The organism is Ekhidna lutea (genome assembly GCF_900188325.1).
GTDB lineage: Bacteria > Bacteroidota > Bacteroidia > Cytophagales > Cyclobacteriaceae > Ekhidna > Ekhidna lutea.
Genome location: NZ_FZPD01000002.1, coordinates 112,579 through 132,860, shown reverse-complemented (window position 1 = coordinate 132,860; position 20,282 = coordinate 112,579). Strand labels below are relative to the sequence as shown.

The 20,282-nt window shown below is 40.1% G+C and carries 15 protein-coding genes; 8 read left to right on the top strand and 7 right to left on the bottom strand.

The annotated features are described in order from the left end of the window. Positions 1 to 38: 38 nt before the first annotated feature. A complete protein-coding gene (locus CHB71_RS04435) occupies positions 39 to 2,585 on the top strand; it encodes a zinc-dependent metalloprotease (RefSeq protein ID WP_089355698.1) in 2,547 nt (848 codons plus the stop codon). Positions 2,586 to 2,668: 83 nt separating this feature from the next. Here CHB71_RS04435 and CHB71_RS04430 read toward each other — a convergent pair whose 3' ends face one another. Next, positions 2,669 to 3,859 carry a sensor histidine kinase gene (locus CHB71_RS04430; protein ID WP_089355697.1) on the bottom strand — a complete coding sequence of 397 codons (1,191 nt, stop codon included), beginning with the start codon at positions 3,857 to 3,859 and terminating at the stop codon, positions 2,669 to 2,671. A 159-nt stretch (positions 3,860 to 4,018) separates the two neighbouring features. Here CHB71_RS04430 and CHB71_RS04425 point away from each other — a divergent pair, with 159 nt between their 5' ends. The 5 genes from CHB71_RS04425 to CHB71_RS04405 all read left to right on the top strand — a co-directional run bounded on the left by CHB71_RS04425 (position 4,019) and on the right by CHB71_RS04405 (position 8,906). Beyond that, complete coding sequence (locus tag CHB71_RS04425; RefSeq protein ID WP_089355696.1) at positions 4,019 to 4,888, top strand: hypothetical protein; 870 nt, start codon at positions 4,019 to 4,021, stop codon at positions 4,886 to 4,888. Positions 4,889 to 5,085: 197 nt separating this feature from the next. After that, positions 5,086 to 6,477: a tetratricopeptide repeat protein gene (locus tag CHB71_RS04420; protein WP_144017326.1), complete on the top strand. Its 1,392-nt coding sequence runs from the start codon at positions 5,086 to 5,088 to the stop codon at positions 6,475 to 6,477. Positions 6,478 to 6,620: 143 nt separating this feature from the next. Continuing rightward, the gene (locus CHB71_RS04415) at positions 6,621 to 7,451 is read left to right on the top strand and encodes a DUF4382 domain-containing protein (RefSeq protein WP_089355694.1); all 831 of its coding nucleotides are present in this window, start codon (positions 6,621 to 6,623) and stop codon (positions 7,449 to 7,451) included. Between the two features lie 135 nt (positions 7,452 to 7,586). After that, positions 7,587 to 8,054: a DUF4199 domain-containing protein gene (locus CHB71_RS04410; protein ID WP_089355693.1), complete on the top strand. Its 468-nt coding sequence runs from the start codon at positions 7,587 to 7,589 to the stop codon at positions 8,052 to 8,054. 84 nt (positions 8,055 to 8,138) lie between these two features. Continuing rightward, on the top strand, positions 8,139 to 8,906 hold the full coding sequence (locus CHB71_RS04405; RefSeq protein ID WP_089355692.1) for a sulfite exporter TauE/SafE family protein: 768 nt from the start codon (positions 8,139 to 8,141) through the stop codon (positions 8,904 to 8,906). Between the two features lie 24 nt (positions 8,907 to 8,930). On the opposite strand, the gene CHB71_RS04400 is transcribed toward CHB71_RS04405, so the two are convergent. Further along, complete coding sequence (locus tag CHB71_RS04400; RefSeq protein WP_089355691.1) at positions 8,931 to 11,525, bottom strand: ABC transporter permease; 2,595 nt, start codon at positions 11,523 to 11,525, stop codon at positions 8,931 to 8,933. Continuing rightward, positions 11,522 to 11,857, bottom strand: a complete 336-nt coding sequence (locus tag CHB71_RS04395; RefSeq protein ID WP_089355690.1) for a PadR family transcriptional regulator — start codon at positions 11,855 to 11,857, stop codon at positions 11,522 to 11,524. The genes CHB71_RS04400 and CHB71_RS04395 overlap by 4 nt, the downstream gene beginning before the upstream one ends. A 174-nt stretch (positions 11,858 to 12,031) precedes the next feature. Between CHB71_RS04395 and CHB71_RS04390 the strand changes: the two genes are divergently transcribed. Further along, positions 12,032 to 13,939, top strand: coding sequence for a BamA/TamA family outer membrane protein (locus CHB71_RS04390; protein WP_089355689.1), 1,908 nt, complete (start codon positions 12,032 to 12,034; stop codon positions 13,937 to 13,939). 5 nt (positions 13,940 to 13,944) lie between these two features. Continuing rightward, positions 13,945 to 14,847 (top strand): histone deacetylase family protein, encoded by a 903-nt coding sequence (locus tag CHB71_RS04385; protein WP_089356322.1) that lies wholly within the window; start codon positions 13,945 to 13,947, stop codon positions 14,845 to 14,847. A gap of 204 nt (positions 14,848 to 15,051) precedes the next feature. Here the strand turns inward: CHB71_RS04385 and CHB71_RS04380 are convergent, their stop codons facing one another. Genes CHB71_RS04380 through CHB71_RS04365 form a run of 4 tightly spaced genes read right to left on the bottom strand, consistent with a single transcriptional unit; the run spans position 15,052 to position 20,232 of the window. Then, entirely contained in the window at positions 15,052 to 15,843 is a 792-nt protein-coding gene (locus CHB71_RS04380) for a hypothetical protein (protein ID WP_179213304.1), read from the bottom strand. A gap of 5 nt (positions 15,844 to 15,848) precedes the next feature. Further along, positions 15,849 to 17,003: an alanine racemase gene (alr, locus tag CHB71_RS04375; protein WP_089355687.1), complete on the bottom strand. Its 1,155-nt coding sequence runs from the start codon at positions 17,001 to 17,003 to the stop codon at positions 15,849 to 15,851. Further along, the gene (locus CHB71_RS04370) at positions 16,997 to 18,985 is read right to left on the bottom strand and encodes a hypothetical protein (protein ID WP_089355686.1); all 1,989 of its coding nucleotides are present in this window, start codon (positions 18,983 to 18,985) and stop codon (positions 16,997 to 16,999) included. Before CHB71_RS04370 ends, alr begins: the two co-directional genes overlap by 7 nt. Before the next feature lie 23 nt (positions 18,986 to 19,008). Further along, positions 19,009 to 20,232: an ATP-grasp domain-containing protein gene (locus tag CHB71_RS04365; protein WP_089355685.1), complete on the bottom strand. Its 1,224-nt coding sequence runs from the start codon at positions 20,230 to 20,232 to the stop codon at positions 19,009 to 19,011. Positions 20,233 to 20,282 lie beyond the last annotated feature (50 nt).

Here is a 20,282-nt window from a genome sequence, read left to right as displayed (position 1 = left end):
CTGTCGTATCTTGAATAAATTTTTTAACCCAAAAACTCATGAGAATAATACGGAACAGCTGCCTACTACTGGTAGGTATGTTTTTAATTTTTTCGCTTCCTGCAGAAGCACAGAAAAAGAAAAAGAAAAAGGACGACACAGAAGCTTCCGAACCAAAGAAGGAAGACAAGAAAAAAACCATTGAAGAAGAGACTAAGAAACATGCTAAAATGGATGGTCTCTTCACAATCTACCAGGATAGCACCAATGGTAAGGTGAAAATGGCCATCAGCGAAGATCAGATTGGAAAGGAATTCATTTATTTCGGACAAGTAAAGGATGGGGTGCTTGAAGCAGGTGCTTTTAGAGGCGCATATGATGGAGAATTTATTTTCAAAATCAACAAGTATTTCAACCGACTGGAGTTCGAGAAAGTAAACACCCGCTTTTATTTTGACGAAGAAAGTGCACTGAAACGAGCTGAAGATGCGAATATTAGTAGAGCCATCATGGCCAGCGAAGAAATAATCGTTGATGAAAATGGTGTTTACTTAATTGACGCAAATAACCTGTTCGTTCAGGAAACCCTTACTCAGGTGAAAGGCTCAGGATCCAGTAACCCGAGGGCATTTAAACTTGGTAGTGCCAGTAAGGACAAGACACAAATACTATCTATCAATAACTATCCTGAAAACCTGAATGTGGCGGTTCGCTATGCATATGACAACAGTGCGCCTAAAAATTATGGTGGCAGTGCAGTGACAGACGCTCGATATGTGAGTGTAGAGGTATTTTATACCTTGCTGGAAGTTCCTGAAAACGATTATGAGCCACGATTCGATGATCCGAGAGTTGGATATTTCTTAAATCAAGTAACAGATCAGACTTCTCCATCAGCAACCCCTTATCGCGATTTGATCAACAGATGGCATCTTAAGAAAAAGGATACGAATGCGGCGGTTTCAGAACCTGTAGAGCCAATTACCTGGTGGATAGAGAATACAACTCCAGTTGAATGGAGAGAAACCATCAAGGAAGGCGTTTTAGCGTGGAATCCTGCTTTTGAAAAAGCTGGTTTTAAAAATGCAATGGTTGTAAAAGTGCAACCTGACGATGCAGATTGGGATGCAGGAGATATCCGCTACAATGTGCTGAGATGGACCAGCTCCCCTAACCCACCATTTGGTGGCTATGGGCCGAGCTTTACCAACCCAAGAACCGGACAGATACTTGGTGCAGATATTATGCTTGAATTTGTGCATTTCGCCAACCGGGTGAAATATGACAAGATCTATAACCTGGCTGCAAACGAAGAAGAGACCTTCACCCCTCAGTTTGGAAAAGGGAACAACAAGTTCTGTAATTACGGGGATTTCATGCAACAGAATATGCTGTTTGGTCAGATTGCTGCGGGAATCAACGCTGGTGACGACATGGCTATGGAAGGCATCAAGAAAGAGGCGATGATTGAGCTAATTCTTCATGAAGTAGGTCATACCATCGGGTTGAACCACAACATGAAAGCTTCGCAAATGCTATCACCTTCAGAACTTGTAGATAATAATACCGGTGTGCTCACAGGGTCAGTGATGGACTATGTGGTTGTTAATGTCACTAAAGACCGTGAAAAACAAGGAAACTATTATTCAACAGCTGTAGGTCCTTATGACGTTTGGGCGGTACAGTTCGGATATCAACCGTTTGGCAGTGACGCTGAAATGGATGAACTTCTTTCACAGTCTACCAAACCTGAACTGACCTTTGGTAACGATGCTGATGATATGCGGTCGGCAGGAAAGGCCATTGATCCAAGGGTAAATACCGGAGATCTTTCCAATGATGCAATCCAATATAGCATAGATCGTTTTGAAACAGTGCGATCATTAATGGCCGACCTAAAAGAAAACACCATTGATGATGGTGATACGTATCAGGAGTTAAGACAAAATTTTTCAATTCTGAGTGGACAATACGCTGGCGCATCCAGAGTAGTTTCCCGATATATCGGTGGGGTATATGTAGACCGTGCAGTAGTTGGTCAGGAAGGCGCGACACAGCCCTTTACTCCAGTGGCCTATGCGGATCAAAAACGTGCGATGAATGCGCTAAGCAAATATGTATTTGCCCCAAATGCCTGGAAAACACCAAATGAGCTTTATAACTATCTGGCCATGCAACGAAGAGGGTATAACTTCTTTTCGAGCCCTGAAGATCCAAAGATTCACAGTCTGGTGTTGAGCATTCAAAATCAAGCACTAAACCATTTGCTGCATTACAATACCATGCAGCGATTGGTAGACTCAGAATTGTATGGAAACGCATATGATCTGGGAGAAATGATGACTGCTCTTAATAATGCGATTATGCAGGCAGATATAAGTGGAAGTGTGAATACATTCCGTCAAAACCTACAGATTGAATATGCCAATAAGTTAGCGTCGATTGTAAAAGACTCAAAGAACTATGGTCATACTTCTCGCTCAATAGCTCTTTATAATTTACAGAGAATCAAACAGATGGCGAGTAACAATGGAGGAAATACATTATCCAAAGCACATAAAGCCCATTTGAAACTTATTGTTGATTCTGCTATGGATCAGGATTAAGGATTAGCTTTAAAAATTAAATCTAAAGGGTGGCATAGGCTACCCTTTTTTTGTTCACTTCAAGCATAACTATTGAAATACAATTACTTGGGAAGTGTAAATGAAAATTTGGCTCCACCCTTATCTGCCGTATCCACCCAAATATCTCCACCCTCACCTATTACAAGTTTCTTTACCACTGCCAAGCCCATACCTGTGCTGTCCTTATTAGTTGGATCAAGGACATTGAAAAGTTCGAAAATACGCTCTCGATCACTCTCATCAATTCCAGGCCCGTTATCGCTTATCGAGATGGTGTAAACATTATCTTTTTCGTTGATATCCAGGTCAATTTCAATCTGTTTTTTTCCAACATATTTAATAGCATTAGTGACCAGATTAAGAATGACGCGTTCAGCGACTATTCGATTCGCATTAACACTTTCAACATTACTTGTGAATGAAAAGGAAACATGCTCCACGCTAAATAGATCATTAACATATCCTTTAATCTCGCTGACTGGGATGTATTCCTTTTTCAGGTTTTCCAGGTGCACTTCTTTCGTATATTTCAGCAAGCCTTCAATGTAATAAATAAGCTTATCAGAAGAATTTTCAATTTTTTCAAGTACTACTTTTGATTCTTCTGACCACCCATTATCATCCGATTCTTTAAGGAATTCGATAAGGCCATTAATTATACTTACAGGTTGTTTGATGTCATGTGCAACCATACCAGCAAACCGTTGTAATTCTAAATTGTTGATTTCTAAGGACCTAATAGACCTCTCAAGTTCCATCCTCTTTTTTCTTAGTTCGAATAAATTGACAATCTGCTTAGCGAGCGCATTTAAAGCCTCTAGTTGGTCTTCACTGAGTTCCTTAGGTTCGGAATCAATTACGCATAGGGTCCCAAGCGCCTGGCTATTATCAGTTACTAAGGGCATACCTGCATAAAAAATAACATTTGGATATCCTGTTACCAATGGATTGTCATGAAACCTATCATCTTCTCTTGCATCATTAATAATTAATGGCTCATTGGGAGTATTTATTGCATGCGCACAGAAAGCTAATTCCCTTGGAGTTTCGGGCACTTCCAATCCATGTTTTGACTTAAACCACTGACGTTTACTATCTACAAGGCTTACAAGAGAAATTTTCGTTCCACAAATTGTCGAAGCAATTTTGGTAAGATTATCATAATCCTTTTCGGGAAGGGTATCAAGAATTTGAAGTGCATCTAATTCATTTAAGCGTTCTTCCTCCTGCTCAGGAACACTCGGCTCTATCATATATCACGATTAAAATAAAAAAATGTGAAACGGCGGGGATTATTAAAGAACGGAATATACTTCAATTCAACGAGCTGACAAAACAGACGTATAAGCTGGCAAAACTTTCAAAACACGACTAAAACAGGACTATTTTTGCGGCAATTAATCATATTCCATATGAGACTCGGACAACTCGCTCGTAAACATCATATTCCGGTTCAGGAGATTATATCATTTCTGGAAGAAGAAACCGGTGAAAAATTTCATCCTAATGCAAGGCTTTTTGATGCCATTGAAGATTTGGTCTTTGAGCAATTCGATCTTTATCCGGATAATCCAGTTGCGGAACCTGAACCACCAGAGAATCAAGATGATAACAGTATAGAAATACTTGAAGAAGGGAGTACTGAACCATCAGAAGCACTAACTCCCGAAGAGGACATTGCCATGGCCGATGGCGAAATTGAGATAGAGGAAGAAACACCTGAACAGCAAAATACAACTGAACATGATAAGATCATTGCTGAAGATAAACCCCGACCTAATGCGGATGAAGTCATTCAGACCGATCGTTTGCTAGAACTACTTGAAAGCGAAGAATTGTCGGCAGATCTTGAAAAAATAAAACTCATCAAAGCTCCTAAGAAAGAGCTATCAGGCCTTAAGGTTTTAGGCAAGGTCGATTTACCAGAACCTAAAAAGAAGATTGAGTCAAAAGAAAATAAAGAGGAAAATTCCCGAAATCAGCGAAATCAGCGGCGGCAGCTCAGCGAAGAAGAAAAGGAAAAGCGGCGACTTAAAGCGAAACGCAAGAGAGAAAGCTTTGAAGCTCGTCAGGAAAAACGGAGGAAAGAACAAGAAGCTAAACGACTAAAAGAACAGAAAGCCAGACATTACGAACAAAAGCTTCAAAAAAAACAGCAATTGAAGAAAAAGCAACCCACGACTGAATCTAAAATTCAAGATTCACCTGTCGTAGAAAAAAAGAAGGTAAGACCAGAACCTAAAACCTGGCTTGGAAAATGGTGGCGTTGGATGAATACCTAAAATAGCGGCAACAGCTTGCTACCATTTAAGGTGAATTGTACTCTACTTATTTTTTTATTAATTTATTTGTTCATCGATCGATTAAACGCCTGAAAGTAAGAGTATTCATAGTATCCACTTTATGTATTTGTGCGACCTCATTGGCTGCCCAAAACAACCCGGCAGAACTGAAAAAAATAATCAAATCTTCTCCGGATATGATCAGACGAGTAGAAGCTATGAACGAACTTGGCTATTTACTCAGAAACAGCAACGCTGACTCAACCATCCTATTATCCAATCAAGCAGAACAGTTAGCACGGTCAATGAGCTATCCATTGGGTGAAGCAGACGCCATCATGAATCGTGGGATTGCTAATACTTCTTTGGGAAATTACTATTCTGCTCTTCAGGAGTTTTTGATCGCATTAAAAAGATATAGAGAACTAGATGAGAAAGATCGACAGGCCAAAATTTTCAACAATCTGGGTCGCGTGCATAATTTCATCGGTGATACTGAACAGGCACTCTCCTACTATCATCAATCGGCGGAGCTATATGCAGAACTAAAAAATGAAGCTCGTGAAGGAGTCCTACTCAACAACATTGGATACATCCACAAACAAAAAGGGAATTATGGACTCGCCCTTAATTATTTGAGAAAATCGCTAACCAGAGCAAATAAGTTGAATCTACCAGCTGATGCTTTCTATGCAGCATATAATATCGGAAGTGTATATATGCATTTAAATGAAGTAGACTCATCCTTTAAATATCTACTCTCCGCAGAAGATCAAGCCAAAAGCTTTAGAGACAGCTATATTCTAAGTCTTTCCTACATTGATCTTGGTCAGATGTATCGAAAGATGGATCAACGAGCTATCGCAGAATCATACTTCAAAAAAGCTTATGATATAGCGACATTGGCCGGATTGCGGGCAGAAAAAAGAGATGCTGCGAAAAACATGGCAGAGCTTTATGAGCAATCTGAAAATTATCAAGACGCATTAAAGTATTACCAGACATACAAAGCCTTAAATGATTCTTTGATCAACTTGGATGTAACACGTCGCATTGCATTCAAAGAAGCAGAAGATACTTTTGAGCAAGAGCGAATGCAGCAAGAGATTGAGAGAAGGAGGGTTGAGCTTGCAAATGAAAGAAAACTTTCAAATGCGATTTGGACACGAAACACCCTGATTGCCAGTCTTGTGATTATGATACTAATTACATATTTGGTGTATTTAAACTTTACGAGAAAACGAAAAGCAAATCAGGCACTTCAAAAGCTAAATAGGCAAATCGAACAGCAGGCAAAAGAACTTCGTAGAGCAAATGAAGAGATTATATCCATGAACAATAACCTGGAACAGGTTGTACGAAAACGAACTGAAGAACTGGAGAAAAAAAACCAACAACTCAAAGAATACTTATCTTCCAATTCCCACATTGTACGTGCTCCTGTAGCTCGAATTTTAGGTTTGGTAGACCTCTATGACAGCAAAGATTCCTCGAATCTGGAATTTATAAACGATAGTATTCGTGTTTCAGCTATTGAGTTAGATGCAGTCATACGAGATATCAATGACAAGTTGAGTAAAGCTGAGTAGCAAACCCAAAATGATTATCAATTTCTCAATTTGAGAGTTAGACGGATGCTAAAGTCATTCTAAACTGTACTTAAACAACATTTTTCACACTGGCACATGCTTTGACAACTATGTCACAATTAAGAATTAAAAATTAAAAAAATATGCATTACAAGTTATTATCCTTTATAGTTGCCATTGCCGTTCTTGGCATCAGTTGCAATGACAACTCAAACGATATGGTTGAAAGAGGCACTGCAAGCATGCAAGTAAGCTTGATAGATGATCCGGCACAATACGATGCAGTATTGATTGACGTCCAGGGTCTTTCATATAAAATTGAGACAGACACTTCTGAAACAGCCGAAGACAATAAAGAAGGGTCTTGGAATACTGTTGATATTGAGCCACGAGTCTATGATATCCTTGAGTTGAATAATGGTGAAGAAGCTTTATTAGCAGACACTGACATTCCTGAAGGAGAACTAAAAGAAATCCGTCTGATACTAGGTGATCAAAATCAAGTAGTCATTGAAAATGATACACTTGACCTTACGATACCTTCCGGTTCATCTTCAGGATTAAAGTTGAAAGTGGATGCAGATATTGAAGCAAACGAATCTTATAAGCTTACACTTGATTTTGATGCTGCGAAATCTATTCATGAAACAGGTAATGGTAAGTTTATTTTAAAACCTGTGATCCGTGTATTTCTTGAGGAAACCGATGAAAGTGAATTTGGATCAATTTCTGGCGTAGTTTCACCCGACTCAATCTCATCAGTAGTCTATGTAATTGAGCCTGACGATGAAGATACCGTTTCAACTATTCCAGAAGCAGATGGAAGCTTTTTAGTTACTATGCTAGAAGCAGATTCTTATCATGTAATTGCAATACCGGCTGAAGACAGTGGTTTCAATGCTGCCAGCAAAGAAGGTGTGGTTGTTGTAGCAGGTGAAACAACAGAATTGGACACATTAAAATTTAATCAATAAATATATCAATCCACAGATCTAACGGATTGCCAGCTATACCCCGGGGGAATATTTTCTTCGGGGTTTTTATTACTCCCAATTTCGATTAAAACACCCATAACAGAACTATCATCGGTATTTCCTGTTAATACAGGTATGGAAAGCTTAGAAAAACACATTGTACGGTATGGGGTAATGACAACCATAGGCCTCATTGCATTTTTCTTTGTTATGGAGTTATTGGGACTCACACACATAACAGAGCTTCGGGCGCTCAACGCATTCATCATGTTTTCAGGCGCTTTTCTCGCAATCAAAAAATTTAGAGACACGGAATTCAACTATTCCTTCAATTACCTGATGGGAATAGGAACTGGTTTTGCTGTTGGCATGATCACAGCGTTTTTGTTTTCATTATTTGTAGTAGCATACTTGTTTTTAAATCCCGCATTCACCCAGGGGATTATTTCAAATTATCCAAATAATGCCTTCTTAAATGAGTTAACCCTTACCATGGTCATATTTATTGAGGCGATGGGGTCAGGATTTCTGTTTTCATTTATAAGCATGCAGTATCTCAAAAGGGATAAAACATTTCCTGTTTCACGAACATCAAAGGCATAGCGTAAATCGTAAAACCTGGATTGAAGCAAGGCTAATTGGTCTTGCTGTTCAATTTATCAACACTATATTCCCTATTTTCGAGCCATGGGTGCACTTTTAGAATGGCTTTCACCTATCGAATTCACAACTTTGATTGTTCTCTTTATCGTCGGAGTATTGGCTTTTATTTTATCCACTGTTTCCGGAGGTGGAGGGGCACTGGTGTTAGTACCTGTCCTCAACTGGCTTATTGGTGTAACCAATACCGCCCCCGTATTAAACCTGGGTACATTTCTGGGGAGGCCGGCCCGTCTAATCATTTTCTGGAAACATATCCACTGGAGGCTATGTCTCTTTTATGCACCAGCTGCCATAGCCGGAGCATGGATAGGTGCATTGATTTTCAAGCGCGCTGATCTTTCCTTTCTACAATTATTTGTGGGTTTGTTTTTGGTCAGTACTATTTTTCAGTTTCGCTTGGGAAAGGTAAAGCAGTCATTTTCATTCAAAGAATGGTATTTCATTCCACTTGGATTTGTAGTATCCATCCTAGGCACCATGATTGGAGCGCTCGGGCCTGTACTTAACCCCTTTTACCTCAATGCCGGATTAGATAAGGAGGAACTCATCGCCACCAAAACGGCTAATTCTTTTTTTACAGGTCTTGCTCAGATCGGTAGCTATACGTTTTTCGGATTGCTAACTACTGAAAATTGGGTGTTTGGGATTACTTTGGGATTAGGAGCTACACTAGGCAGCATCATCGGGAAAGGCTTCCTAAAGAAAATGAAAAGTGAGCAATTCAGGTTTCTTGTGGTTGTCATGATGGTAGTAAGTGGATTGATCATGATTGTGAGGAGAATCTGGTTTTAGCTTCTCCTCACAATCAATCCGTTTTTATTCGGTTCTAAGCAAATCAGCCGGGTTGACATTTATCGCTTTTTTAATCTGCCCGGCAACAGTTACGATTAAAGTGATCAAAATAATGGAAACAGCAATAATGAATGGAAGCGCCGTTACAGGTTTAGTATCTGGAAAAACAGATACAACCAGATTCATCATTCCAAACGTCCCTAATGGGGCGCCAATCAAAAATGAAATGAGTAGTACCCAGAAATATTGCTTACTGATAATTTTAACAAGTACTTTTGGTTCAGCGCCTAGCACTTTCCGAACGCTAAATTCTTTGAGTTTTCCCTGAACATTAAACGATAGCAGGCCATAAAGCCCCAGACACGCCAGTACAATTGCTATCCCTGTGATCAGCATTAAAATGTTAATGTTACTCTCATTCTCTTGATAAAACCCATCAAATGCATCTTCCTGAAACACACGATCAAACGGATCATTTGGGGCAATAGCCAACCAGGCTTCTCTTGTATGTTGTTCCAGATCAACCAGCTTTTCAGGATCGGCCTGAACAGTCAGGTATCTTACTTTTTCCGGAGCTAAACCGTGTATCATCACCGGATCTATAGGTGAAAAAAAATCATAGTAATGAAAGTCTTCGACGATCCCAACTACCTTATATCGTGTGCTATCGTAGGTAAATGTCTGTCCGAGTCCACTCTCCCAGCCCATAGCATTTACAAACTTTTCATTAACAACCACATTTCCGTTTTTGTCCTCAGCTCTATCGGTCAAAGGTCTGCCTTCTTTCATTCTCAATCTGAACGTATCAAAGTATCCCTCTGATGCTCCTATCCGCCTCACGCCAATTTGCTTATCTCCCATTTCGAATGAGACCTTAGTTATACCTCGTCCAATGAGTAAATCAGAAGAAGTATGATTAATGACTGCCGGGTGATTGACCACTTGATTCTTTAGCAGATCATATTGCTCCTGCCCATTTACATAGACAGACATGGTACCCTCAGGATCATAGCCCCAATCTTTTTCTCCCAGGTAAATACTTTGTTCAGTCATAATAAAGCACCCCACAATGGTCATGACCGCCAGAAAGAACTGAATCCCAAGCATGATCTTCGAAAACAAATTCTTAGACCCAAACTTTTCATTGCCTTTAAAGATGGTGATGGTGTCAAATTTGGAGATATAGAATGCCGGATACGCTCCGGATATAATGCCAACACCAATTAATAAACCAAGCATTAGGTAAATGAGTGTAAATGGATCGTTTGTTCTAAACTGGATATCCATTTCAGGAATCATTATATCAAACCATGGAATTAGTAGAAAATACGATAATGCTGCCCCTACCAACAACGCGAAAAAGCAGGTAAGTAAATTTTCAACCATAAACTGATAGATGATCTCCCTTCTTACACTACCCATCACTTTACGTAAGGCTATCTCTTTCAATCGTTTTGACGCGCTCACCACTGAGATATTCATAAAATTGAAACAAGCCATTCCTAACAAAAAGGTCGCAATGACAATCAATGCAACTCTCCCGGCAGGGTGTCCACCGCCAGAAACAGATCCTTCAATCATATAAGACGTGGTGGAAAGGTCCGTTAAAACAAGTGGTTCGAATGATCTAACCTTCCATTCCGGATTGCTTCCATGTTGCAATTCTTTGTATTTGTCAAACGAATCATAGATAGAACTGATCGATTCTCCTTCCTTCAATAGAATGAAATTCGCGTCAGTCATGAACGCCCAATCATTGGCATTTTCAAATTCCAGATCATAGAAGTTTTCCATTGGTAAATAGAAATCGAATCCAATGCTGGTATTGTAAGGGTACTTTTCTAAAACAGCTCCTACTACGAGGCGCTTAACTTTTCCATTCATAAACTTGAAGGAAAGCTCCTTGCCGATCGGATCTTCATCATTAAAGTACTTAATGGCCATTTCTTTGCTGATAACCACATTGCTTTTATTGTAAAGCACATCACGATTTCCGGCGATCATTTCATAATCAAACATCTTGAAAAAGGAAGGATCGGTAAAAACTGCCAGCTCATCAAAAACTTCGGATTTATATTTTGCCACTGTACTTCTAAACTCAAACCTTGCAAATTCTTCAACTGAAGGATGATCGGTCTTAAGAGCCGGCCCCAGCATCATGGGTGAGTCACTCCATAAATTATCATTCCCATCCTGGTCCACATAATTTGTAATCTGATAGATACGATCAGCATTAGAATGGAAATTATCCATACTTAGCTGAGCGTCTGTGAAAATGAAAATGGATATGGCGAAGCAAATAGCGATCGCCATTCCAAAAATGTTGATGGAAGAAGAAACCAGGTTTTTACGAATATTTCGCATCCCAAGCTTCAGGTAATTCCTGAGTAGCATAAAGTGGTTCATAGTAGTATATTTTGAGTTTGTCCTGTTAATATTTGACCATCTGAAAAATCGAAAAACATCCCAGATAAATTTGAGCCTCGCCACCTTTGGGTTTTGCTGCTCAACACGACGATCAAAGAGTTCATAGATGTCCCCTTCTATTTCCTCAAGGAATCGTGGATTGCAATACCACCTTAAAAACCGATCGGCCCATTTGGGTGGCTCATAATTCATATTGAAAAACTATAAGTGATGTTGGGTATACGCTCGTACAGTGATTGGCGTAAGGAGATACTTTGATCTAAGGCCAGCTTACCAGCCTTTGTAAGTGTAAACAGTCTTTTTCTTCGACCACCTCTTTCGTTGGTAGATCCTCCCATGTGAGACTTAAGTAGTCCTTTTTCTTCAAGTCTCCTGAGTACCGCATGTATGGCGCTAATGTTCATGTCTCGTCCGGCATTCTCCCGTATTTCATCCATTACAGCTACTCCGTAGGCTTCATTGTAGAGTGACCCAACTGTTAGCAAAACAAGCTCTTCAAGCTCCCCAAGATGATTCCCTTTCATAAAAATCCAATTTTTATTTGTTGTACAATACGTGAAAGTAATCAATTAGTTGTATAAAAAGTGAAAGTAATAAGCGATTAAACCAATTGGCCTTTAGACTATTTAAGAAAATCGTATTGTATATACTTGTCTGCCTGATTACATGCAAAAGTCATTCGTCTGTATAAATTCATATTGATATCGCTTCTTTTTGCCAGCACTATAGTTTCTTTAGCGCAAAGATTAACCACAATTCACCTGAGGAAGAATCAGGTCCTTGTTGTCGATGACTCACTGGTTATAGCAAAAAGAGATACTACGGTTCAACTTGCAAGAGGAACAGAATATGAGGTGTATGATAACAAATACGTATTATCTGAAGGATTTTATGATTCAGTCTACACCTCCGCTCAAAAGAGTCGGATTACCAAAGAATTATACAATCTATTGATAGTTAATCGTCCACCAGACAACACTTTTCAAAATACTGATCCTGTGAATAGTGAAGATTTCTTTAAGGCATTTGAAGGTAAAACCATCACTTCCATTGATTATGTCTCTGTAGATCTGTTTGGTGGTTCTGTGAATGACACTACATTAAAAGCCAATTCTAGAATTGGCAGGATTAGCAACAAGATTCATATTGATTCTAAGAAACATGTAATCTTCAAGCAATTACTTTTTGACGTGGGTGATGAGGTTGATGCATTTGAAATGGCAGATACAGAGCGGATAATCCGATCATTAAAATACATAGAAGATGCCAGGATTATTTTAAAAGTAAACACGAATGACCTCAACACGGTCAAAGCTACAGTGGTGATCAAAGATCGGTTTCCATGGTCTCTGGATGCAGCAGTTGATAACAGTAGTACGCTTAGGGTCGGGTTCATCAATCAAAACATTGTAGGAACCGGAAATGAATTTGGAATAGATTATCTCTATAGTAAAAACATTCCACCTAGCCATGGATATGATGCGCACTACACCATAAGAAACATTGATGATTCATTTATAGATGGGACAGTCTATTTCTCAGACAATTACCTTGGGAAGAGTAAAGGAATATCTTTCAGAAGGGGTTTCATTTCCCCCGCAATTAAGTATTATGGTGAGGCAACAATCGAGCATGTGCAACCGATTGTAGATTTGACCTTTGCTGACTCAGTTTATGAGGAAGGATTTCAAATTGATCGCAGAAGCTACGACTTGTGGAGTGCCCGAGCATTTCAGCTGGGCGAGAAAAGGAAAAACATAAGTGCTGCACTAAGAATCAAGCATGACAATTACACAAACAGACCTGAGGTAAGGGCTGACAGCAACAATATTTATCAGGATCATCACTTCCTTGTTAGCGGCCTATCCTATAGCAAAATCAACTACCTGAAAACCAAAAACATTCTGTCTTTCAATATTACTGAGGATGTACCGGTCGGATTCATTTACTCAGCTATATATGGACGGGATTGGACGGAATTTGGAACGCGCAATTATCGGGGTATTCGCACCATTTACGCAAACTATAACAAAAGAATTGGTTATTTTTTGCTAAATCTGGAGTCGGGATATTTCACATTGAACAAACAAAAAGTAGATCAGGTTATCCAGTTTAATGGACGTCACTTCACTCCTTTGATAGACTTGGGCACTGCTCATTCAAGAGTATTTACTCGGTTTCATTATTTCAATAGTAACAATCTTTCTATTCCTCTAGCCCAAAGCCTATTAGGAGAAAACAGGATCCGTAACATTGAAGGCAGTCAGATTAGTGGCAACAACTTATTCACGCTTACAACCGAATATGTGGTTTTTCAACCCTGGTATTTCTATGGCTTTCGATTTGCAACTTATGTTCATGCAGGCATAGGCAGTGTAAGTGAAAGTCGCAACTTTGATCCATATGATATAACCTATTACACTTATGGAGGCGGGGTGAGAATTAGGAATGAAAGTTTGGTCTTCGACACCTTCGAGTTTAGGGTCGCATTCCTACCAACCACCCCAGCTGATGGACAGTCTTTTCACTTCAAAGTATCATTATCCGCTCCTCAATTCTTTAGAAGTCCAAACATTGCCAAGCCACAAGTAGTTGGATTAAAATGATTGCCATGTTAAAAGTTGCCTGGTCTCCTATTTACAATCATCCCCTCCCTCCAAAACACCGGTTTCCGATGGAGAAATATGACCTCCTACCCAAGCAATTGATCCATGAAGGAACAATCCATGAATCAAATCTTTTTGCCCCCAGAAAACTCACACCCAATGAAATCCTGGCTGTGCATTCAGCCAATTACTGGAAAAAGCTTCAAGCCCTGGATTTTACTCGTCAGGAAGAACGAAGAAGTGGGTTTCCGATATCCCAAGGACTTGTGAAAAGAGAGGTCACCATCAATGCGGGTACCATTCAATGTGCAGAATATGCCCTGCAATATGGGATTGCAATGAATATTGCTGGTGGTACACATCATGCGTTTACCGATCGAGCTGAGGGATTTTGTTTATTGAACGATATAGCTATTGCATCACGGTATTTGTTAGACCTGAAAAAAGCACAAAAAATACTGGTGGTTGATTTAGACGTCCATCAGGGCAATGGAACAGCAGAAATATTTCAAAATGAAGATCGGGTATTCACTTTCAGCATGCATGGAGAGCATAACTATCCGCTTAAAAAGGAAAAGTCAGATTTGGACATTTCTTTAGCTGATGGCACAGAAGATCGCATCTATTTAAAAACGCTGGATTATCATTTAAAGAAATTAATGGATCAAGTGAATCCGGATTTCATCTTTTTTCAATCTGGTGTGGATGTATTGAAAACAGACAAATTAGGAAGACTGGGTTTGACAATAAATGGTTGCAGGGAACGAGATTATAATGTGATTAGTCTGGCTAAAGAGCACAATATTCCGCTGGTTGCTTCTATGGGTGGTGGCTATTCTGAAAACATCAAACACATTCTGGAAGCGCATGCAAATACCTATCGCGTAGCGCAAGAGATTTACTTTTAACCTGAGTCGACGTAAAGAAAGAACATAATACTCGTTTCAAGGTACTCAGACACTGCTTCCTGGGGATTTCTCCCTTCAGATGGTCCGACATTTCGGAGGCTAGAGGGTGATACTTTGCAGTAAGATTTACATATCTATCTATAAAACACGCCTATAATCCCCTCAAGGGGATATTTATAGTGATTTATAAACTCAGGTTTTTAGCTATTCAATCATTCGATTCAATAAGCTATCTGATCTTTTAAGCAGTTTTTGATTCAAATGCATTTGCTCCCTCAAATAACGGGTCTGCGCATCAATATTTCTAAACGCCCCTTGCTGCTCACGTAAGAACATTTCAATATCCTGTAGATTCTCTGTGTTTTGTCGTACCTGTTCCGTCACAATCATTAGATCATTATTTTGCCGCTGAAGAGAGTCAATAATCTGATTGCTTAACAACTGATTTTCAAGTACTTCTTTGTTATTGTCAACAATCTGCTCATGCTCGTGACTCACTCTGGTACGGATCAGTCTGGCTTGATAGATGAGATTTGCTGCCAGCATGGCTATCAAAATGAAAACTAAGACACGAAACGACATGAGCGGCTTGCTTCGAAAGTTTTGTTTCGACCATTCTTTCAGTGAGGCTCCAAACCCAATCTCATAATTGGCATACTTTAAAACCTCAGTTGCAACAGAAATATCAGGCAGAAAAACAGTGTTAGATCCCTCCGAAGCAGTACCACAAGTTCTCGTATTATCTGAGGTTCTGATTTTACCCCAGAGAGTAATATATCCTTCTTCCTCAAGTTGTTTCACCAGATTGAGCCGCTCCACTATATGGTGCATAGCTATAGGTAGCTCATCATCCGTAACCTTAATACTTAAGGTTTGCTGAAATGTGCTTACATCAAATTTTCCGACAGGCCAATCAGCCTCCAGAAAATCAATGAAAGTAGCTCCGCTTCGGTTCCGAATCAATTGCTTTAGTAGTCGTTTTTCGTTTTTACTCAATCGCCTCATTTCACCACCTTTCTTGGGATTGCAGCAGGAAGTCTGCTTAGCATTTCAGCGTTTAGCAACTGAGTTACCTGGGTAAATGAGCTAATATTGATGGTATTATTTTTTTGCCTACCCACAAGCACCACTTCCTCTCCTACCTCAACTCCATCAATATGACTAACATCTACCATAAACAAGTTCATATTTATCAGTCCAACAATTGGTGCTTTCTTTCCTTTAATCAATACATGCCCACGGTTGGATTGCGCACGTGGGTATCCATTGGAGTAGCCAAGCGGCATGACCGCCACCTTCATATCATGAGTAGCCTGATACGCGGTACCGTATCCGATAAACTCACCTGTGACCACATCCCGAACATCCATTACATCGGTTTTCCAGGAAAAAATTCTTTTCAAAGCACCGTTTGATTTATTGGCATCCTGTATGTGTTTGTAGTAGATATCCGGACTGGGCCAAAAACCATATTGAGACACGCCAATCCTGACCATATCATACACTGTGTCTGGATAAGCAAGTGCAGCAGCCGAGCATGCAATATGCCGAGTCTTTGGCATCAGGCTTTTCTTCTTGCACAGCTTTAAGTACTCTTTATATTTCTTGTGTTGTTTATCTATTTTGAATTGATTTGAAAAGCTTTCAGCCCCTCCAAAATGGGTACATAATCCTGTGAACTCAATGTGATTCTGATACTTTTTAAGAAAGCTCAATGAGGGTGATAGCTCTCTTTCGGGCAACCCTGTTCGGTTTGCGCCGGTTTCTACTTCTAAATGAACTTTCGCCTTCTTCCCAAGTTTTTGTGCTTCTTTCAAGACGAGCGATAAACGATCATAATTAAAAACATAAAATTCTATTTCGTTTTCAATCGCCCAGCCTATGTCTTCACTATACAGGATCCCCATGATCATAACGTCACTGGAATCGGACTTAGCCTCTAATACTGTCTCAGCCTCAAAAGCAGAAGCTGTTGAAAAATGGTTCACCCCAGCTTTCTCTGCCATTTTCACAAACTCTTCAATGCCATGACCATAAGCATTGGCTTTTACGACGGACGATATCCGTACCCCTTTTCCAACCTTCTTTTTGATGAAATTGATGTTGCTGGTCAGCGAGGACTGGCTGAGTTCAATTCGGGATGAGTGTCTTACCATAGTTTAGGTTGTTCGATCCAGTTGTATGATTTACCCCAGCTCTCCTGTGCCAATTTTTTCACTTCCTGAATGGACTCATCTTCAACAAGGTGCAAGTGAGCCGTGGCTTCCAACGAATTATAATGGAATGCATATATCCGGGCGGCAAATTGATGAAATGGAAGGGATGACTCACCTGCCTTTTCTCCATTCTCATGAACTGAAGGTTTGATGTCCTGTCCCCAATCCTGACGCCCTTCATTGTTAGGGTTTAAAAAATAAGCTCGGTAATCCCCTGAAGGGTCCTTATCTACCCGCAGTAAAGAAATAGCGTGAAAGCCAAGCATATCTCCATGATTGCTTGTTACATATATCCCAACAGGTATCGGGTATAGCACCTGATTATTATCATTATAAAGTGGGTGAAATGCTGCATAGAAAATCCGAATAAATCCTTCAAAATCAAGGATTGAATTCGAGGTATAATCGTAGCAGGAGGCAAACCCGACTGGAATCCAATGTCCATACATGGCAGGGTTTACCCATCGATGTGGATCATCAGCACGGCCCATGGATCGTTTCATCATCTCATTGTAAATACGATCCAGGTGAGGAACCAGAATTGCAGAAACAACATCCAGGTTAAAATCCAGCTTTTCAACAAGCCCTTTCCCCAATTTGATCGATTCAAGATCCTGATTCTCAAAACGCATGATCAAATTATTCTGAGTGGCTACCGTAATAATCATATCGATCAGCTTAGCCGGTGCATGTTGACTCCACATGCTTATCCCTCGTGCTGATTGGCAGGTTGGATTGTTTCCTTGCCCAACACCCAATGGTTGACCTAAAACTTTCAATGTACCTCCAAGCAAATATTGAAGTGCTGTCACCGAGCTGTCCGGATCATCAATAGACTTTAGAATCCTTTTTTCAACCTGTGGGTTTATTTTGGCTCTTCTTAAGTTTTCCAAACCGGCTCTGACCGGACGTCTGGACAAGAGGTTTCGACCCAAAACCCAGCTTAGTCCGTAGATACATTGATAATTGTTCGGAGTTACAATTTCACTGATCAATGAAACAATAATGTCTTTAAACTTTTCCCATTCAGCACTCCCCCGTTCATTTAGTCCGAGACATGCTGGCACCAAAGCGTGATTGTCCTTTACCAGATAGAGAAGCAGGTACGCATGGTATTGACTAACGAGCCCCGTTCTGACCATCGATTCGCCCATCTCAATAGCCTCTGACTTCAACTCATCAGCTGAGCAAGACTGGATAAAATCAATATAAGCCTCAGGCGTAGATCGTTCTTTGGCAATGAAGGTCGTTGGTGCTTTGAGCGCATTAATAAATGTACGAACCAACTGATCATGCTTTGATTCACCAGATGGTTGGAATCTTTGATCTATAAGTCGAATCAATTCTCGTGCTTTTCGAGTCTCCACCGGTCGCTGACTACAAATGAGATCTACTTCCAGAGCCAACTTTTCATAAATACCTTCAATTGGTGTTTCTGATAGCAGGAAGCTAAACAGGTTGATAGCTTTCTTCACCTCACGCTCACTCATGGTTTGCCGGGTATCTTCCGATAGATCATTGAGCGCAAATTCAAGGTTGTGTACCAATACTTCCTCCAGAAGTGTCTTTGCTACCGGCTGAGAAATCATATTAGATTCTGCTCCTTTGGCATATGCCAGCAAGCGAAGATCAGAAACGATTTCAAAGCTGGAAGATGGATGACCTGCAAGCAAAGTACCTTTTACCAGAGTTGGTATCAACTTCGTTGGTTCAGCCCAGGAGGTGCCGGAAAACAGGCCCTGCTCATCTAATTCAACACTTCTTTTATACAAATAGGAAATCCCATCTTCACTTAAAGACAGGATATCTATCTGGCTCGCAAGCTTTGAAGCATGCTCTCTTTTGGTGAGATCAGATGCCTCTTGAAAAGCCTTGAAACTTTCTTCAAATTTTTCGAATGTCTGATTTTTGGTTATCTCCATGAATGGTCGTTAATAACACATATTCAGACGTAAAAATCAACCTTTTGGTAGTATTTAAGCAACTCCGTCATTCGGTCGGGATCTTCGCCTTTAAAATTGATTGTACCGAAGTGGTTTCCAAATCCTGCACGCTCGTCACTGATCTTTTGAGTGCTTAATGGAGGTACCAGCGTATGATCAACAAAGTATGATTCATTATTCAGCTCCTCAGGGATTTCAAGTTTTGAAAACTGCTTCTTATGAGGGTAGATCATGACATTTCCATGATAGTTTTTAGGCTTAAACCCTTCAGGAGGCAAGATTTCTGCTAATTCCTCATCGGTCAGGCTAGGATCATGGATTTGGACAAAGGCAGCCAGCGCATCAAATTCATACGATTTGCCACAAAGCTCCAGGATATGACCTCCCGGTATTCTACAGGCTGTCTCCCCAAAATTCAATTCATCATTTTCGGTAAGAAACCATTCCGGATGAACCATCCCGTACTCAATACCAAAGATGTCTACCAGTTTCTGCACATGCTTATAAATCAAATCACGCTTGGATTCAAGGTAATGCCCTTCCGGAATGAAGTTTGAATAACCCAGTTTTACATACTCGGTGATATTCAGGAACTTGATTTTTCCACCGTGTATAAATGCTTCACATGAAAACTCTCTTCCGGAAAGATGGCTTTCAGCAAGACATGGAAAATCACCATCCTCACACTCTTCATCAATTTGATTCATGGATTTTAATAGTCTATGCCCTACTGTACCAGCAGAAGCAAAAGGCTTTATATGTACCCAGCTATCTTCTTCACCATCCAACTGGAGGTTGGCTTCATTCAATCGTTTCATGAAAGCTTTGACACCTTCTTTATTGTGAACCTCTTCAAACAACCCAACTCGCAAGCCACCAATCAAAGCTTTTCGCTTCATCATGGCTTTATTTCTAAACAAAAAGGCACGGTTAAGTACCCGAGGATCATTTCGGTAAATGGAATTTAGTGCTCCTGCCCACTCTACAGTTTCTTCAAATAAAGGGACCGCAACATCCGCATTATATGCATTTAATTTTTCTACCAAATCCAGTGAGTTGGAGGTATCGCTCCACTCATCAAGTTGATAAGGAACAAAGGGAATGTCATTCTCCTTGGCGTATGGTTCAAAGTCGGGAAAGGAAACCACCACAAATGGTTTTCCGGTCTTTTGCATACTTTCTATGACGGGAAGACTCCATCCCATGAGTGCGAAACATTTAGCCATGTTTAGTTTTTTTAGGTTCTAAGATTCTAAATCTACTAGTTAATATTCAA

What these genes read in the sequence shown, in the direction of transcription:
- CHB71_RS04435 (WP_089355698.1), top strand. Translation starts at nt 39, where the DNA reads ATGAGAATAATACGGAACAGCTGCCTACTACTGGTAGGTATGTTTTTA.
- CHB71_RS04430 (WP_089355697.1), bottom strand. Translation starts at nt 3,859, where the DNA reads ATGATAGAGCCGAGTGTTCCTGAGCAGGAGGAAGAACGCTTAAATGAA.
- CHB71_RS04425 (WP_089355696.1), top strand. Translation starts at nt 4,019, where the DNA reads ATGAGACTCGGACAACTCGCTCGTAAACATCATATTCCGGTTCAGGAG.
- CHB71_RS04420 (WP_144017326.1), top strand. Translation starts at nt 5,086, where the DNA reads ATGATCAGACGAGTAGAAGCTATGAACGAACTTGGCTATTTACTCAGA.
- CHB71_RS04415 (WP_089355694.1), top strand. Translation starts at nt 6,621, where the DNA reads ATGCATTACAAGTTATTATCCTTTATAGTTGCCATTGCCGTTCTTGGC.
- CHB71_RS04410 (WP_089355693.1), top strand. Translation starts at nt 7,587, where the DNA reads ATGGAAAGCTTAGAAAAACACATTGTACGGTATGGGGTAATGACAACC.
- CHB71_RS04405 (WP_089355692.1), top strand. Translation starts at nt 8,139, where the DNA reads ATGGGTGCACTTTTAGAATGGCTTTCACCTATCGAATTCACAACTTTG.
- CHB71_RS04400 (WP_089355691.1), bottom strand. Translation starts at nt 11,525, where the DNA reads ATGAATTATGAGCCACCCAAATGGGCCGATCGGTTTTTAAGGTGGTAT.
- CHB71_RS04395 (WP_089355690.1), bottom strand. Translation starts at nt 11,857, where the DNA reads ATGAAAGGGAATCATCTTGGGGAGCTTGAAGAGCTTGTTTTGCTAACA.
- CHB71_RS04385 (WP_089356322.1), top strand. Translation starts at nt 13,945, where the DNA reads ATGTTAAAAGTTGCCTGGTCTCCTATTTACAATCATCCCCTCCCTCCA.
- alr (WP_089355687.1), bottom strand. Translation starts at nt 17,003, where the DNA reads ATGGTAAGACACTCATCCCGAATTGAACTCAGCCAGTCCTCGCTGACC.
- CHB71_RS04370 (WP_089355686.1), bottom strand. Translation starts at nt 18,985, where the DNA reads ATGGAGATAACCAAAAATCAGACATTCGAAAAATTTGAAGAAAGTTTC.
- CHB71_RS04365 (WP_089355685.1), bottom strand. Translation starts at nt 20,232, where the DNA reads ATGGCTAAATGTTTCGCACTCATGGGATGGAGTCTTCCCGTCATAGAA.